Annotated in this window: 11 protein-coding genes and 2 pseudogenes; 8 read left to right on the top strand and 5 right to left on the bottom strand. The window is 66.8% G+C overall.

The features are described from left to right. Positions 1 to 227 precede the first annotated feature (227 nt). Positions 228 to 1904: a putative bifunctional diguanylate cyclase/phosphodiesterase gene (locus tag ACKI1H_RS03585; RefSeq protein WP_440467680.1), complete on the top strand. Its 1677-nt coding sequence runs from the start codon at positions 228 to 230 to the stop codon at positions 1902 to 1904. Here the strand turns inward: ACKI1H_RS03585 and ACKI1H_RS03580 are convergent. Continuing rightward, a complete protein-coding gene (locus ACKI1H_RS03580; RefSeq protein WP_440467679.1) occupies positions 1897 to 3282 on the bottom strand; it encodes a NorM family multidrug efflux MATE transporter in 1386 nt (461 codons plus the stop codon). The two genes, ACKI1H_RS03585 and ACKI1H_RS03580, sit on opposite strands and share 8 nt — an antisense overlap. A gap of 138 nt (positions 3283 to 3420) precedes the next feature. Here ACKI1H_RS03580 and ACKI1H_RS03575 point away from each other — a divergent pair, with 138 nt between their 5' ends. From ACKI1H_RS03575 to ACKI1H_RS03555, 5 genes and pseudogenes are all read left to right on the top strand, one after another. Further along, the gene (locus ACKI1H_RS03575; RefSeq protein ID WP_440467678.1) at positions 3421 to 4341 is read left to right on the top strand and encodes a LysR substrate-binding domain-containing protein; all 921 of its coding nucleotides are present in this window, start codon (positions 3421 to 3423) and stop codon (positions 4339 to 4341) included. Positions 4342 to 4389: 48 nt separating this feature from the next. After that, positions 4390 to 5298 (top strand): AraC family transcriptional regulator, encoded by a 909-nt coding sequence (locus ACKI1H_RS03570; RefSeq protein WP_440467677.1) that lies wholly within the window; start codon positions 4390 to 4392, stop codon positions 5296 to 5298. 184 nt (positions 5299 to 5482) lie between these two features. Continuing rightward, positions 5483 to 6535, top strand: coding sequence for a haloacid dehalogenase-like hydrolase (locus ACKI1H_RS03565; RefSeq protein ID WP_440467676.1), 1053 nt, complete (start codon positions 5483 to 5485; stop codon positions 6533 to 6535). A 331-nt stretch (positions 6536 to 6866) separates the two neighbouring features. Next, positions 6867 to 7988 (top strand): annotated as a pseudogene (locus ACKI1H_RS03560) (Cache 3/Cache 2 fusion domain-containing protein); the annotation flags it as partial. Between the two features lie 342 nt (positions 7989 to 8330). Continuing rightward, positions 8331 to 8843, top strand: a pseudogene (locus ACKI1H_RS03555) (methyl-accepting chemotaxis protein); the annotation flags it as partial. A gap of 13 nt (positions 8844 to 8856) precedes the next feature. On the opposite strand, the gene ACKI1H_RS03550 reads toward ACKI1H_RS03555, so the two are convergent. Continuing rightward, positions 8857 to 9660 carry a prolipoprotein diacylglyceryl transferase family protein gene (locus ACKI1H_RS03550; protein WP_440467675.1) on the bottom strand — a complete coding sequence of 268 codons (804 nt, stop codon included), beginning with the start codon at positions 9658 to 9660 and terminating at the stop codon, positions 8857 to 8859. 82 nt (positions 9661 to 9742) lie between these two features. Further along, positions 9743 to 11191 (bottom strand): aminotransferase-like domain-containing protein, encoded by a 1449-nt coding sequence (locus ACKI1H_RS03545; protein ID WP_138525957.1) that lies wholly within the window; start codon positions 11189 to 11191, stop codon positions 9743 to 9745. A gap of 184 nt (positions 11192 to 11375) precedes the next feature. Between ACKI1H_RS03545 and ACKI1H_RS03540 the strand changes: the two genes are divergently transcribed. Then, complete coding sequence (locus ACKI1H_RS03540) at positions 11376 to 11606, top strand: DUF1127 domain-containing protein (RefSeq protein WP_440467674.1); 231 nt, start codon at positions 11376 to 11378, stop codon at positions 11604 to 11606. 14 nt (positions 11607 to 11620) lie between these two features. Continuing rightward, positions 11621 to 12109 carry a RidA family protein gene (locus ACKI1H_RS03535; RefSeq protein ID WP_440467673.1) on the top strand — a complete coding sequence of 163 codons (489 nt, stop codon included), beginning with the start codon at positions 11621 to 11623 and terminating at the stop codon, positions 12107 to 12109. Here ACKI1H_RS03535 and ACKI1H_RS03530 read toward each other — a convergent pair. After that, positions 12106 to 13596 (bottom strand): YifB family Mg chelatase-like AAA ATPase, encoded by a 1491-nt coding sequence (locus tag ACKI1H_RS03530; RefSeq protein WP_440467672.1) that lies wholly within the window; start codon positions 13594 to 13596, stop codon positions 12106 to 12108. The two genes, ACKI1H_RS03535 and ACKI1H_RS03530, sit on opposite strands and share 4 nt — an antisense overlap. A gap of 39 nt (positions 13597 to 13635) precedes the next feature. After that, complete coding sequence (locus ACKI1H_RS03525; protein ID WP_138526578.1) at positions 13636 to 13914, bottom strand: accessory factor UbiK family protein; 279 nt, start codon at positions 13912 to 13914, stop codon at positions 13636 to 13638. Positions 13915 to 14128: the final 214 nt, after the last annotated feature.

Below are 14128 nucleotides of genomic sequence, written 5' to 3'. Positions count from 1 at the left end.
CTCGGAATAGCGGCGATCTGTGACACGATCGTACTTATGTGTTTTGGATAAATCTGTACATGTATTAGGCTTGTGACAGCATTACTTGAAGAAAACTCTTAAGAGTTTCTCTGAAGTTTCGTCTACATCCGGTGGATGTTCGGATGACGTCGCTTCAAAACCGGGAGAAGTGGGCGCACGGAAGGTGCCTGGAGTTTCTCCCCTTTCTAGAGATACATGGGGGTCGCTTGGCAGCGTCGGTCGAACCAACGCGCCTGCTCCTGCTGGCGGAAGCGCCGCAGTGGGCCCAGCTACTGCGCGGGCATCTGGCCGCGTTGGGGCAGGGCTATTCGCTGATCACTGCCCCGTCCTGGCAGGCGGCCAGCAGCCTGTTCGACGAGGACCAGGTCGGCCTGGTGCTCGCCACGCCCGGCAAACTGCCGTCCGCCCACCAATGCCATCTGCCGCTGGTCCTGCTGCTGGAGCGCGAGCCCGCGGAAGAGCCGGTTGGCGTTGCCGATTATCTGGTGGCCGAATCCCTCAGCGTCGAAGTCCTGCGCCGCACCCTGCGTTACGTGCGCGAACGTACCTCGCTGCAGAACACCCTGCAGAGCCTGGCCGAACAGGACCCGCTCACCGGCATCGCCAACCGCCAGGGCTTCCAGACCCTGCTCGCCGCCCGCCTCAGCGAGAGCGAAGGGCGCGGCCTGGCGCTGGGCCACCTGGACCTGGACAACTTCCGCCACGTCAACGATGCCCTCGGCCACCAGGCAGGCGATCGCCTGATCCTACAGGTGGTGGCGCGCCTGAAGGCGCACCTGGACAACGGCGACGACATTGCCCGTCTGGGCAGCGACGAGTTCGCCCTGCTGCTGGACACCCGCCGTGACCCGGCGCGAGTGGAGAAGATCGCCGAGCTGATCGTCGAATCCCTGGGCGAACCCTACTGGGTCGAAGGCGAAAGCCTGCTGCTGGGCTGCAGCCTGGGCATGGCCCATGCTCGCGCCGGTGAAGCGGCCGACCCCCTGCTGTGGCATGCACACATCGCCATGCAGCAGGCCAAGTCGCGCCAGGGCTGCACCTTCCACGTCTTTGACGAACGCATCAACCGCGGCGCCCGCAGCCTCGCTGATCTGGAAAGCGAACTGCGCCGGGCGCTGCGCCGCGACGAACTGGAACTGCACTACCAGCCGCGCCTGGATCTGCACACCGGGCAGATCGTCGGCCTCGAAGCCCTGGTGCGCTGGCGCCACCCCGAGCGCGGCCTGCTGACGCCGGGCGACTTCGTGCCGCTGGCCGAGGAAAGCGGGCTGATCGTGCCGCTGGGCTACTGGGTCATCTCCCGCGCTCTGCGGGACATGCAGTGGCTGCGCGGGCGCGGTCTGCCACCGTTGCACATGGCGGTGAACCTGTCGTTCCGCCAGTTCCAGGACAGCCAGTTGTTGCCGACCCTGGAGCGCCTGATCCGCGAGCGCGGCGTCGACGCCCAGTGGCTGGAATTCGAACTCACCGAAACCGCCGTGATGCGCCGCAGCGATCAGGTCCTGCAGACCATGCAGGCGTTAGGCCGGCTGGGCGTGCGCTTCTCGCTGGACGATTTCGGCACCGGCTTCTCCTCTTTCGTCCACCTCAACAGCCTGCCGATCACCTTGCTGAAGATCGACAAGAGTTTCGTCGGCGGCATGCATGAGCGCCCGGAAAACCTGCAACTGGTGCGGGCCATGATCAACCTGGCGCACAACCTGAACCTGGAAGTGGTGGCCGAAGGCGTCGAGACCGCCGCCCAGCAGGACGAGCTGCGCCAGTTCGGCTGCGATCAGGTGCAGGGCTACTGGATCAGCCGCCCGCTGCCGTTGGCGGAGCTGGCGCGCTTCCTGGTGTTCGGCGCCAACCGTGCGCTGCGCCTGCAGGACTCGGTCAGCTAGCGACCAGCACCGTGCCGGCCGTGCGCGGGCGTAGCAGTCGCGCCGTCTTCGCCTCGAAGGCCAGGGTCAAGCCGATGGCCGCGCAGGCCAGACCCGACGCCAGGCCCCACCACACGCCACTCGGTCCCCAGCCCAGCGGGAAGGCCAGCAGCAGCGCCATCGGCACGCCCACCAGCCAGTAGCCGGCCAACCCGACGATGAAGGTCGTGCGCGCATCCTTCAGGCCACGGATCGCGCCCATGGCGATGCACTGGGTGCCGTCGAACAGCTCGAACCACGCGGCGATGGCCAGCAGGCTGACAGCCAGTTGCACCACCTCGCGGTTGGCCGGGTCGTTGTGGTCGATGAACAGGCCGATGACCAGCTCCGGCGCGAGCCAGAACAGCGCGGCGAAGGCGAACATGCAACTGGCGCCGAAGCCTATGCCCAGCCGCCCGGCGCGGCGCGCCTCGACCAATCGGCCGGCGCCGTAGTGCTGGCCGATACGGAAGGTCACCGCGTAGGAAATCCCCATGGGCACCATGAAGGCCACGTACACAGACTGGATGGCGATCTGGTGCGCCGCCAGCGCGGTGCTGCCGATCACGCCCATGCACAGGGTCGCCACGGTGAACATGCCCGACTCCACCGCGTAGGTGCCGCCGATGGAAATGCCCAGGCGCAGGGATTCGCCGATTACCTTGAAGTCAGGCTTGGAAAGACCCGCCAGCAGCGGGTAGCCCGCGTAGGCCCGATGCCCGCGCAGGTACAGGGCGAAGATCACCGGCAGCGTGTTCATCACCACCGCGGTGACCATGCCGATCCCCGCCAGCCCCAGGCGCGGCAGGCCGAACAGGCCCTCGATGAAGGCGTAGTTGAGGGCGAAGTTCGCCAGCGCGCCGATCAGGCTGATAGCCATGACCGGGCCGGGGCGTTCGATGGCGCTGGTGAAGCCACGCAGCACCATGAAGGCCATGTAGCCGGGCAGGGCGAAGACGATGCTGTGCAGAAAGCTCATCGTGCCGGCGACCGTTTCCGGCGCCTGGCCGAAAGCGATCAGGATTGGCCCGAGGTTCCACAGCAACAGGCCCGCCAGCAACGCCAGCGCGCCACCGATCCACAGTCCGGCCTGGGTTGCTTCCACGACGCCGCGTGCGTCTTTCGCGCCATGCCGGATCGCCACCAGGTTGCCGGTGGCCGCCACCACACCGACACAGAAGGTCGACACCAGTGCATAGGTCGATGCGCCCAGCCCGCCGGCGGCCAGCGCCTCGCGACCGAGCTTGCCCATCATCACGGTGTCGGTGAACACCATGGCCACGTAGGCCAGTTGCGCGGCGATCAGCGGGCCGGCGAGGCGAAGGATGGCGGCAAGTTCGTCACGGTACAGGCGTTTCATGAGTCAGGCTCAGTAAGCGGCAGGCGCCGCGTCATTGGATAGTTCCTCATTTTCCGGTGCCCGTGGATGCGGGCACAAAAGGAAAAATACGATGCCACCCATGAGTCATACTCATGATTGAGACTTCGGGAGCCCGTCATGAACCGCCAGTTACCGCCCCTCTATGCCCTGCGTGCCTTCGAAGCGGCGGCGCGGCATGCGTCCTTTACCCGCGCCGCCGAGGAGCTGGCGATCACCCAGAGCGCGGTGAGCCGGCACATCAAGACGCTGGAAGAACACTTCGCCTGCCGCCTGTTCCAGCGCCGCGGTCGCCAGTTGGAGTTGACCGAAACGGCGCGGATGCTGCTGCCTGGCCTGCGTGATGGCTTCGATTCCCTCGAGCGCGCCTGCGCCAGCCTGCGCGCGGAGGAAGGGGTGCTGCGCCTGAAGGCACCTTCCACGCTGACCATGCGTTGGCTGCTGGCGCGGCTGAGCAAGTTCCGCATGCAGCACAGCGATATCGAGGTGCAGCTGACCAGCGCCTGGATGGACGTGGACCGCGTGGATTTCGTCCATGAGCCCTTCGATTGCGCGGTGTTGCTCAGCTCCGGGCATTTCCCGCCGGACTGGGAGGCCACCCTGCTGTTTCCCGAGTGGCTGATTCCCGTCGGGGCTCCTGCACTGCTGGCGGACGGCCCCTGGGACGCCGAGCGGCTGGCCGGCGCCGAGCTGCTGCACCCCACGCCCGACCGCCGTGACTGGCGGCGCTGGTTGCAGCGCATGGACCTGGGCGAGCGGGTGTCACTCAAGGGCGGGCAGGTGTTCGACACGCTGGAGCTGGGCATCGTCGCCGCCACCCGTGGCTACGGCGTCTCCATCGGCGACCTGGTGATGGTCGCCGAGGACGCCAACCAGGGCCGCCTGGCGCTGCCGTGGCCCAGCGCGGTGGCCAGCGGCGAGAGTTACTACCTGGTCTGGCCCCGTGCGCGCCGGCACCAGGAGCGCCTGCGGCGGTTGCGGGACTTCCTTCAGGCGGAGATGCAGGCCATGCAGATGCCGCCGGTGGAGTACTTCGAATGAACCGTCGCTGTGGATAATCTGTCAGCCACTGCCTACGCCTGGAATGCCATGAACTCCCTCGATCGTCTTATCCAGCTCGCCGGCCTGCGCGGCAGCCTCGACCTGCGTTGCCGGTTCCTGGGCAGTTGGGCGTTGGACCACGAGCCATTGCCGGACGGCACCGCGCAGTACCACATCGTGCTGTCCGGCAGCTGTCAGGCGGAAATGCCGGACGGACAGGTCCTGCAGCTGAAGGCAGGCGAGGTGCTGGTTCTGCCCGCTGGCGCCGCGCACCTGCTGCGCAGCCAGGGTACGCGCGTGGCGGTGCAGGCTCCGGACATCCGCGACGAAGGCCTGCTGCCGGTACATCGCCTCGGTGCTGGGGAGGGCGAGCTCGACATGCTCTGCGGCAGCTTCCATTACCAGCGTGGCTCGCTGTTGATGGGCGCCTTGCCGGCCTTTCTGAAGGTGTCCTGCCAGGATAATGGCCTAGGCGATTCCGTGGCCGCGTTGGTCGCCCTGCTACGCGCCGAGGCGGACGGCAACCAGGCTGGCGCGCGCTTCCTGGTGGACGCGCTGTCCTCGGCGCTGTTTACCCTGATCCTGCGCGTCTACCTGCGCGAGCATGCCCCCGCCAGCGGCACGCTGGCGCTGCTCAGCGACAAACGTCTGGGCCGTGTGTGGCAGGCGATGCTGGAAGATCCCGCCCATGAATGGACCATCGAGGCGCTGGCCGAACGGGCGAATATGTCCCGGGCCACCTTCACGCGCCAGTTCACCCAGGTCGCTGGCGAATCGCCGTGGGCTTTGCTGACCCGCGTGCGCATGGAGCTGGCGCACCGCCTGCTGAGCGACTCGCAACTCAGCCTGACCGACATCGCCGCCCAGGTCGGTTACCAGTCCCAGGCGTCCTTCACCCGGAAGTTCAAGGAAACCTACGGCGACGCCCCCGGTCGCTTGCGCCGCGCGGTGAACTAGACCAGCCGTCGCGGCTGGAAAGCCCGCGTGGCGCGGATGGATATGTCCTGCCGCCCTCGCGACGATTCACGTCGCTGCCGTCGCAGAGCTGAAACAGGGCTTTGCTAGGGTCACTGCTGGACTAGTCCAGTGAAGGCCCGTACCGGACCTTCCCCATACCCACAAGACCACTCGGGGGAATTCCATGAAGCCCATGCGCACCTTGCTCGCCGGCCTGATCCTGGCCGGCCTCGCCAGCACCTCTTTCGCCGCCACCGAACTGAAGCACTGGCCGGCTCCCGCCGCCAAGCAACTCGACGCCCTGATCGCCGCCAACGCCAACAAGGGCGCCTTCGCGGTCTTCGACATGGACAACACCAGCTACCGCTATGACCTCGAGGAGTCGCTGTTGCCCTTCCTCGAAATGAAAGGTGTGCTGACCCGCGAGAAGCTCGACCCCTCGCTCAAGCTCATCCCCTTCAAGGACGTCAACGGCCACAAGGAAAGCCTCAACAGTTACTACTACCGCCTCTGCGAGCTCGACGACCTGGTCTGCTACCCGTGGGTTGCCCAGGTGTTCTCCGGCTTTACCCTCAAGGAGCTCAAGGGCTACGTCGACGAGCTGATGGCCTACGGCAAGCCGGTGCCCAGCACCTACTACGAAGGTGACGTGGTCAAGACCATCGAGATCAATCCGCCCAAGGTCTTCACCGGCCAGACCGAGCTGTACAACAAGCTGATGGAGAACGGCATCGAGGTCTACGTGATGACCGCCGCCCATGAGGAGCTGGTGCGCATGGTCGCCAGCGATCCCAAGTACGGCTACAACGTGAAGCCCGAGAACGTCATCGGTGTCACCACGCTGCTCAAGGACCGCCAGAGCGGCGCCCTGACCACCGCGCGCAAGCAGATCGCCGAAGGCAAGTACGATCCCAAGGCCAACGAGGGCCTGGAAATCACTCCCTACCTGTGGACCCCGGCGACCTGGATGGCCGGCAAGCAGGCGGCGATCCTCACCTACATCGACCAGTGGAAGAAGCCCATCCTGGTCGGCGGCGATACCCCCAGCAGCGACGGTTACATGCTGTTCAACGGTACCGCCGAGAATGGCGTGCACCTGTGGATCAACCGCAAGGCCAAGTACATGGATCAGCTCAACGGCATGATCAAGAAGAACGCCGAGGCTCAGGCCAAGCTCGGCCAGCCGGTGACCGCCGACAAGAACTGGGTGATCGTCACCCCCGAAGAGATTCAATAAGCACATAACGCTCTACGTAGGAGCGGACTCCGTCCGCGATAGGTTCGCATCGCGCCGGACGTTATCGCGGACAAAGTCCGCTCCTACGCCAATCTCCACCTGTAGGAGCGAGCTTGCTCGCGAACCGCTCGACACCGCGCCCCTGTGGGGAATGCCGTCGGATCGCCAGGAACCCCGCCCCACGCCTATTCCGGGTGAATGACTCAAGTATTGCCACGGGCCGCCGATAGCCTGTGCAGACCGGCGCACAACGCCGGCATTCCCCTCGAACCGAAGCAGGCTGCTCCCACACCACGGGCGCCGGCCTGTCGTTGCGTGCAGAACCCGAAACATGAACCAGCCCCGATCCCGCATCGCCCTGCAGTTGGCGATGGCCCTGGCCGTGCTCCTGATCCTGTTGATCAGCGGCAGCACCCTGTTTGCCTTGCGCTCGCTAGACAGCGCTACCCTGACCACCCGCGAAGAACACCTCGCCAGCGAAGCGCGCCTCTTGGCGGACCAGCTGGAAACCTTCCACGGCACCCTGCGCGAAAGCACCCAGCGCCTCGCCGGGCTGTTCGAGCAGCGCTTCGCCGCCGGCCTGAAAGCGCACTCTGACGAGCGTGTGCCGGTCGCCGCGTTGCAGACGCCGGCGCTGTACCTGGGCGACACCCGCCTGAATGGCGACTTCACCCTGGTCGACGAATTCCGCCAGCTCACTGCCGGCGTCGCCACCGTGTTCGTGCGCGATGGCGACGATTTCGTGCGCATCACCACCTCGTTGATGAAGCAGGACGGCAGTCGCGCCATGGGCACCATGCTGGACCACAACAGCCCGGCCTACCCGCTGCTGATGCGCGGCGAAAGCTACGTCGGCCGCGCGCTGTTGTTCGACCGTTTCTACATGACCCAGTACACCCCGGTGCGCGATGCTGGCGGGCGAGTGATCGCCGTGCTGTTCGTCGGCTTCGATTACACCGATGCGCAGAAGCGCCAGTTCGACAACCTTGGCCGCTTCCGCCTCGGTCAGGGCGGCTCGCTGGCGTTGCTGGATGAACAGCATCATTGGCTGGTACCGCCGGCCGGCGCGCGCAACCCTGAGCGCGCTGCCGACAGCCTTGCCAGCCTGCTGGACAACCCCGGACGCGGCCGCTTCTGGAGCGACGGTCAGGAGGATTTCTACAGCGTGGCGCAGCCTTTCGCCGGCGGTCCCTGGACTGTCGTGGCGAGCATGCCGAAGGACGAAATCCGTGCGGTGACCTGGCGCGTCGGTGGCCAACTGGCCTTGGGCAGCCTGATCGCCATGCTGCTGGCGGTGATCGCCACTACCTGGCTGCTGCAGCGTCGTCTGCGACCGCTGGGCGACCTGGTGCGCCAGGCCCATGCGCTGGGCGCCGGCGACCTCGGGGCGCGTCTGTCCGTTGCCAGCCATGACGAGATCGGCGACCTGGCGCGCAGCTTCAACCAGATGGGCGAGGCGCTCTCCAGCATGGTCGCGCGCGTGCGCGGCGCGGCCGAGGAAGTGGGGCATTGCTCGCGCTCGCTGTCGGGCCTTTCCAGCGGCGCGTATGCCGGTATGGAGCAGCAGTCCGGCGAGATCAACAGCATGGCCGGTGCGGTGGAGGAGTTCAGCGCCACTTCGATGGATATCGCCGACAACATGCGCAGCACCGAGCGCATGGCCAGCGAGAATACCCGCCAGACCCATATCGGCCTGCAGTCCATGGACGACGCCTCCGCCTCGCTGGCGCAGATTGCCGGCGCACTGGAGCAGACCGTGGAGCGGGTGAACCGACTCGGCGCGCGCTCCCAGGAGATCGGCAGTATCGTCGGCGTGATCACTTCGATTGCCGAACAGACCAACCTGCTGGCGCTCAACGCCGCCATCGAGGCCGCCCGTGCCGGCGAGCAGGGACGCGGTTTCGCCGTGGTTGCCGATGAAGTGCGCAGTCTGGCGGCGCGCACTCAGGCCGCTACCACGGAAATCTCGCAGATGATCGGTGCCATCCAGCAGGACACCGGCAGTGCCATCGAGACCATCGAGCAGGGCAGCCAGCTGATGCAGCACGGGCTGACGCTGAACGAGAAGGTCGCTGCCGCGCTGGCGCAGATTTCCGGGCAGAGCAGCGCGGCCGGCGAGCAGTTCGCCGCCATTACCACGGCGACACAGGAACAGAGCCGCACCGCGACCCTGCTCAGCAGCAACCTGCAGGGCATCGCCCAGGCCAACAGTGAACAGCGTCAGGTGGTAGCCGACCTGGCCCAGACCGTGCGGGAGCTTGACAGCCTGGCGGCCGGCCTGCGCGACGAAGTCGGACGCTTCCGCTGAGGCGCCGGGCGGGTCAGTCCTTGAGCTGGCCCAGCCCGTACTCCAGGCTGGCGGCGGAAAGTTCGCCCATCTGGCTGTGCTTCAGGCGCCCCTGGGCGTCGTAGAACAGCGTGGTGGGCATGCCGTAGGAGCCGGTGAGCTGGCCGAGGCGGTTGCCGCTGTCGAGCAGCACCGCCGCGTCGCTCAGACCCTGGTCGCGGAGGAAGCGCTGCACGGCTTCGGCGTTCTCGCCCTGGTTGACCAGCAGGAAGCGCACATCGCTGCGCTGCTTCTGCGCGGCCTCCAGCACCGGCATCTCGCGCCGGCACGGCGGGCACCAGGTGGCCCAGAGGTTCACCACCATGGGCCGGCCATCCAGCGTGCGCAGGTCCACGGCGGCACCGCGCAGGTCCATCACCGTGAGTGCGGGAAGCTGCTGGCTGCGGTCCAGCGCCGAGGTCACGGCCTTGCCGCCACCCCACAGGCACACACCGACCACGGCCGCGACGGCCAGCGGGCGGCGCAGCTCTGTTTTGCGCCAGGCCAGCACCGCGCCGATCAGCGTGGCGGCGATCACTCCCGGCAGAGCGAGAAAGCCGCCGTCGCGGATATCCACAATGCTCAGCGGCGTCGCTGCGTACTGCTCGAAGTAGCGCGCGACGAAGGCCAACCGTGCCGCCAGCAGGCCGCCGATCAGCATGGTGAACAGCGCACCTTCGGGATTGGCGCCACGCTTGCGCCCGGCCAGCCAACCGGCCAGCAGGGCGCCGAAGAAACCGAGGTAGAGCAGCACGTGGGGCAGGGGAAGGGCCAGCGGGCCGAGGGTGAGACTGGTCAAAGCGGAGGCCTGGCAAAAGGAAACCAAGGTACAGCAGCCCAGCGCCCCACGGCAGCGCGGGGCTGTGGATAAATGTTTCGCCTCAGGCCGGCAGCGGCTCCTCGGCATGCTCGTGCAGCTCGGCGGTGAGCCGCGCGGCGCAGGCACCGACCTTGCGTACGGCTGCCTCGATCACCGGCAAGTCGCGGTTGGAGTAGTTCAGGCGGATGCAATTGCGGTACTTGCCCGAGGCGGAAAAGATGTTGCCCGCGGCCACTTGCACATTGTCCCGCCGTAATTCCTGGTTCAGCCGCACGCTGTCGAACTGCGGGTGCAGTTCGACCCAGAGCATGAAGCCACCGCGCGGCCGGCTGACGAGGCTGCCGGAAGGGAATGACTGGCCGACCCATTCGGTCATCAGGTCGCGGTGGCGCTGGTACTGCGCGCGCATGCGGCGGATATGCGGCTCGTAGTGGCCGCCGCCGACGAACTCGGCCAGGGCCATCTGCGGCTGCGGCGCGCAGGTGCCGCTGGCGATGTACTTGAAGTGGAGGATGCGGTCCAGGTACCGCCCTGGCACCACCCAGCCGGTGCGCAGGCCGGGCGCCACGGTCTTGGAGAAGGAGCTGGCCAGCAGCACGCGGTCGTCGGTGTCGAAGGACTTGATGCTGCGCGGGCGCGGGTAGGCGTAGGCGAGTTCGCCATACACATCGTCTTCGAGGATCGGCACGTCGTAGCGCGCCGCCAGGGTCAGCAGGGCGCGCTTGCGGGCGTCGGGCATGATGTAGCCCAGCGGGTTGTTGCAGTTGGGGGTGAGCAGGATCAGCTTCACTGGCCACTGCTCCATGGCCAGCTCCAGTGCTTCCAGGCTGATGCCGTTGGTGGGGTCGGTGGGGATTTCCAGCGCCTTCAGGCCATACGCCTTGAGTGCCTGCATGGCGCCGTGGAAGCTCGGCGAGTCGATGGCGATGATGTCCCCCGGCTCGCAGATGGCGCGCAGGGTGATGGCCAGGGCCTCCTGGCAGCCAGTGGTGATGACGATCTCGCTGGGTGGCACCTGGCAGCCGGAGTCCAGCATCAGTCGGGCGATCTGCTCGCGCAGCGCGAGCGATCCCTGGATGCCTTCGTAGCCGAGGCTCTGAAGATCGGTGCGCCGCGCCGCGTGAACCATCGCCCGCTGTAGCGGCTTGAGCGACGGGCTGGCGATGTCCGGCGTGCCTCGCCCGAGCTGGACGAAATCGCCGCCCGGCGCGCGGCGCACCTGCTCCAGCACCTGGTCCCACTGCGACACGTCCACCGGCCGCTGCGCCGGTCGGGTCATCGCCGGCATCGGCGGCAGCTCGCGGCGTTCGGGCACGAAGTAGCCGGATTTGGGGCGCGGCTCAACCAGTCCGGAGTCCTCCAGCACGCGGTAGGCCTGTTGCACGGTGCTGATGCTGACGCCGTGCTCCTCGCTCAGGGCGCGCACCGAGGGCAGGCGGTCGCCGGGGCGGTAGAGGCCCTGCTCGATGCGTTCGCCCAGGGTAGCGGCCAGCTGCGCGTAGCGTTTCATGACAGATCTCCCGTGCCGGGGTGCTTCGGCTTGATACAGTACAGATCGGGAGAAAATACGCCATTCAGAAGGTTTTCGCCGCTTTCTGTATGGAAAAAATCTCGCATTGTTGAATCTGTAATGATTTTTCTCGATTCGCCACTCTAGTTCCACGTCCGGAGCAACCGACTGGAGGAGTGACGACATGAGTGGCCTGAGCGATGTGCGGCTGACCCTTTATCAACAGGAGCTGCTGGAAATCCCCGGCGCCCGCGTGGCCTCGCGCGGCCCGCAGGAGAGCCGCTGGCAGCAGTTCTGGCGCCGTGTGCGTACCCGCAAGCAACTGCTGGAGCTGTCCGACGCGCAACTGCGCGACATCGGCATCAGCCGCGAGCAGGCGAAGCTGGAAGCGATGCGGCCGTTCTGGCGCTGCTGATCAAGGGATTCAACATGAGCGAAGCGCGCGCTGCTGCGTTTGAACGTATCGCTGCCGAACTCGGCTACGACTTCAGCGGTGAAATGAAGATCGGCGGCAACTACGTGCCTTTCCTCATCGAAGGCAACCAGGTGCACCTCAGTGGACAGATTCCACGGGTGGGTGATGAGGTGGTCGTCACCGGCCGGGCGGGCAGCGAGGTGTCGCTGACCGACGCCCAGCGGGCTGCCAAGGTCTGCGTGATGCGGGCGCTGGCGTTGCTGTGGCAGGCGTTGGGCGACCTCGAGCGCGTGCACAAGGTGTTGCAGCTCAATGTGTTCGTGCAGTCAGCGGAGCACTTCACGCAGCAGAGCGAGGTGGCCGACGGTGCTTCTGCAGTCCTGTATGAGGTGCTGGGTGCGGCCGGTGTGCATACGCGCACATCGGTCGGCGTCTATCAGTTGCCGAAGAATGCGACGGTCGAGCTGAATCTCCTGGCCGTCGCGCAGGACCTGCCCGGCTAGTGCCCTGCGCGGTACTGCAGCGCTTCGGCGAGGTGCGGGCGCGCAATGCTGTCTGCCTGCTGCAGGTCGGCGAGGGTGCGCGCCACCTTGAGAATTCGGTGCAGGGCACGCAGTGACAGGTTGAGGCGCTCGCCAGCCTTCTCCAGCCAGGCCTGGTCTTCCGGGCTTAATGCACAATATTGGTGCATTTTCTTCAGGGTCAGGAAGGCGTTCGCGCAACCTTGACGAGCTAGCTGGCGCTGGCGCGCGGCGGCAACCTGCGTGGCCAGCTCGGCGCTGCTGGTGCTCGGGCCGCTCGGCGCGAGGCTGGTGCTTTCCCGGCTGACGGTCAGGTGCAGGTCGATGCGATCCAGTAATGGCCCCGACAGCTTGGCCCGGTAACGCTGGATCTGCTCCGGCGAGCAGCGGCAGCGTCCGCTGGGGTCGCCAAGGTAGCCACAGGGGCAGGGGTTCATCGCTGCCACCAACTGGAAGCGCGCCGGAAAGCGCACGCGGCCGTTGGCACGGGCGATGACGATTTCGCCGCCTTCCAACGGCTCGCGCAGGACTTCCAACACCTTGCGATCGAATTCCGGCAGCTCATCGAGGAACAGCACGCCTTCGTGCGCCAGGGTGATTTCCCCCGGCTGCGGGCGGCTGCCGCCACCGACCAGTGCGGGGGCGGAGGCGGTGTGGTGTGGCTGACGGAAGGGCCGCTGAGGCCAGTGGGTCAGCGGCCCGCGCCCGGCGACGGAGTGGATCGCCGCCACCTGCAGCGCCTCGTCTTCGTCCAGCGGCGGCATGAGACCGGGCAGGCGACTGGCGAGCAAGGTCTTGCCAGTGCCGGGTGGTCCGCTGAACAGCAGGTTGTGCGCGCCGGCGGCGGCGACCAGCAGGGCGCGCTTGGCAGCGGTCTGGCCCTGCACTTCGGCGAGGTCGGGGTAGGGCGGCGTGGCGCGCAGCAGGCCGTTGGCCTCGTAGGGGCGCAGTCGCTCCTGGCCACTGAAGTGCGCGGCCAGTTCCAGCAGGTGGCCGACGGCGTAGACGGTCAGGCCACTGGCGAGGCTGGCTTCCTCGGCGTTTTCCTTCGGCACCACCAGCGCACGGCCGGCGGCGCGGGCAGCCAGGGCGGCGGGCAACACACCGGGCACCGGCCGCAGCGTGCCGGAGAGCGCCAGTTCTCCCAGGCATTCCAGCTCGTCGAGCCCGGCGGCGTCGGCCAACTGGCCGCTGGCAGCGAGGATGCCCAGGGCGATGGCCAGGTCGAAGCGTCCGCCGTCCTTCGGCAGGTCGGCCGGGGCGAGGTTGAGCGTGATGCGTCGGTTGGGAAAGTCGAAGCCGGCATTGAGCAGGGCACTGCGGACGCGGTCCTTGCTTTCCTTCACGGCGCCTTCGGGCAGGCCGACCAGGGTCAGGGAAGGCAGGCCATTGGCGAGGTGCGCCTCGACGGTGACGCCGGGCGCTTCCACACCGACCTGGGCGCGGCTATGGACGATGGCGAGGGACATGGATCACTCCTGGATCGCATGCCGCCCGCCCGATGAGCGTTATTCGGTGGGGACGGCGGTGTCGGCAGGCGGCGAGAGCTTGGCTTCCATCTCCGCGACCTTGGCTTCGAGCGCCTCGAGGCGGGCGCGGGTGCGCGCGAGGACGACCATCTGGCTGTCGAATTCGTCGCGGCTGACCAGGTCGAGCTTGCTGAAGGCGCTCTGCATCAGAACCTTGAACTGGGCTTCCAGCTCGGCCTTCGGCAGGGGCGATTCGCCACCGAACAGGCGTCCGGCTTGTTGGCTGATGGCATCGAGGAAGGCTTTGGGCGGCAGCATGGTTCATGGGTTCCGGATTGAATCAGAGCGCAGTCTATCACGCAGCCGGCGCTGGCTGCGGCGCGTGGGGTTGCACGCTTTTTGAGCAGTGTGCCCGCTCGGCGTGCGCGCTTTCGGTGCGCCAAAAGCGCGCTGGCGAATCGCCAGAAACCCCGTTTTTGCGCCAAGTGCCTGATGGCACGGGCATTTCCACGAACTGGCAAGCTTCATGCTT

This window comes from Pseudomonas sp. YH-1, from assembly GCF_051990045.1.
GTDB lineage: Bacteria > Pseudomonadota > Gammaproteobacteria > Pseudomonadales > Pseudomonadaceae > Pseudomonas > Pseudomonas nicosulfuronedens.
Note: the sequence above shows the minus strand (reverse complement) of the source record. Positions and strands in the feature narration are given on the sequence as shown.

What these genes read in the sequence shown, in the direction of transcription:
- ACKI1H_RS03575 (WP_440467678.1), top strand. Translation starts at nt 3,421, where the DNA reads ATGAACCGCCAGTTACCGCCCCTCTATGCCCTGCGTGCCTTCGAAGCG.
- ACKI1H_RS03580 (WP_440467679.1), bottom strand. Translation starts at nt 3,282, where the DNA reads ATGAAACGCCTGTACCGTGACGAACTTGCCGCCATCCTTCGCCTCGCC.
- ACKI1H_RS03570 (WP_440467677.1), top strand. Translation starts at nt 4,390, where the DNA reads ATGAACTCCCTCGATCGTCTTATCCAGCTCGCCGGCCTGCGCGGCAGC.
- ACKI1H_RS03530 (WP_440467672.1), bottom strand. Translation starts at nt 13,596, where the DNA reads ATGTCCCTCGCCATCGTCCATAGCCGCGCCCAGGTCGGTGTGGAAGCG.
- ACKI1H_RS03545 (WP_138525957.1), bottom strand. Translation starts at nt 11,191, where the DNA reads ATGAAACGCTACGCGCAGCTGGCCGCTACCCTGGGCGAACGCATCGAG.
- ACKI1H_RS03565 (WP_440467676.1), top strand. Translation starts at nt 5,483, where the DNA reads ATGAAGCCCATGCGCACCTTGCTCGCCGGCCTGATCCTGGCCGGCCTC.
- ACKI1H_RS03535 (WP_440467673.1), top strand. Translation starts at nt 11,621, where the DNA reads ATGAGCGAAGCGCGCGCTGCTGCGTTTGAACGTATCGCTGCCGAACTC.
- ACKI1H_RS03540 (WP_440467674.1), top strand. Translation starts at nt 11,376, where the DNA reads ATGAGTGGCCTGAGCGATGTGCGGCTGACCCTTTATCAACAGGAGCTG.
- ACKI1H_RS03525 (WP_138526578.1), bottom strand. Translation starts at nt 13,914, where the DNA reads ATGCTGCCGCCCAAAGCCTTCCTCGATGCCATCAGCCAACAAGCCGGA.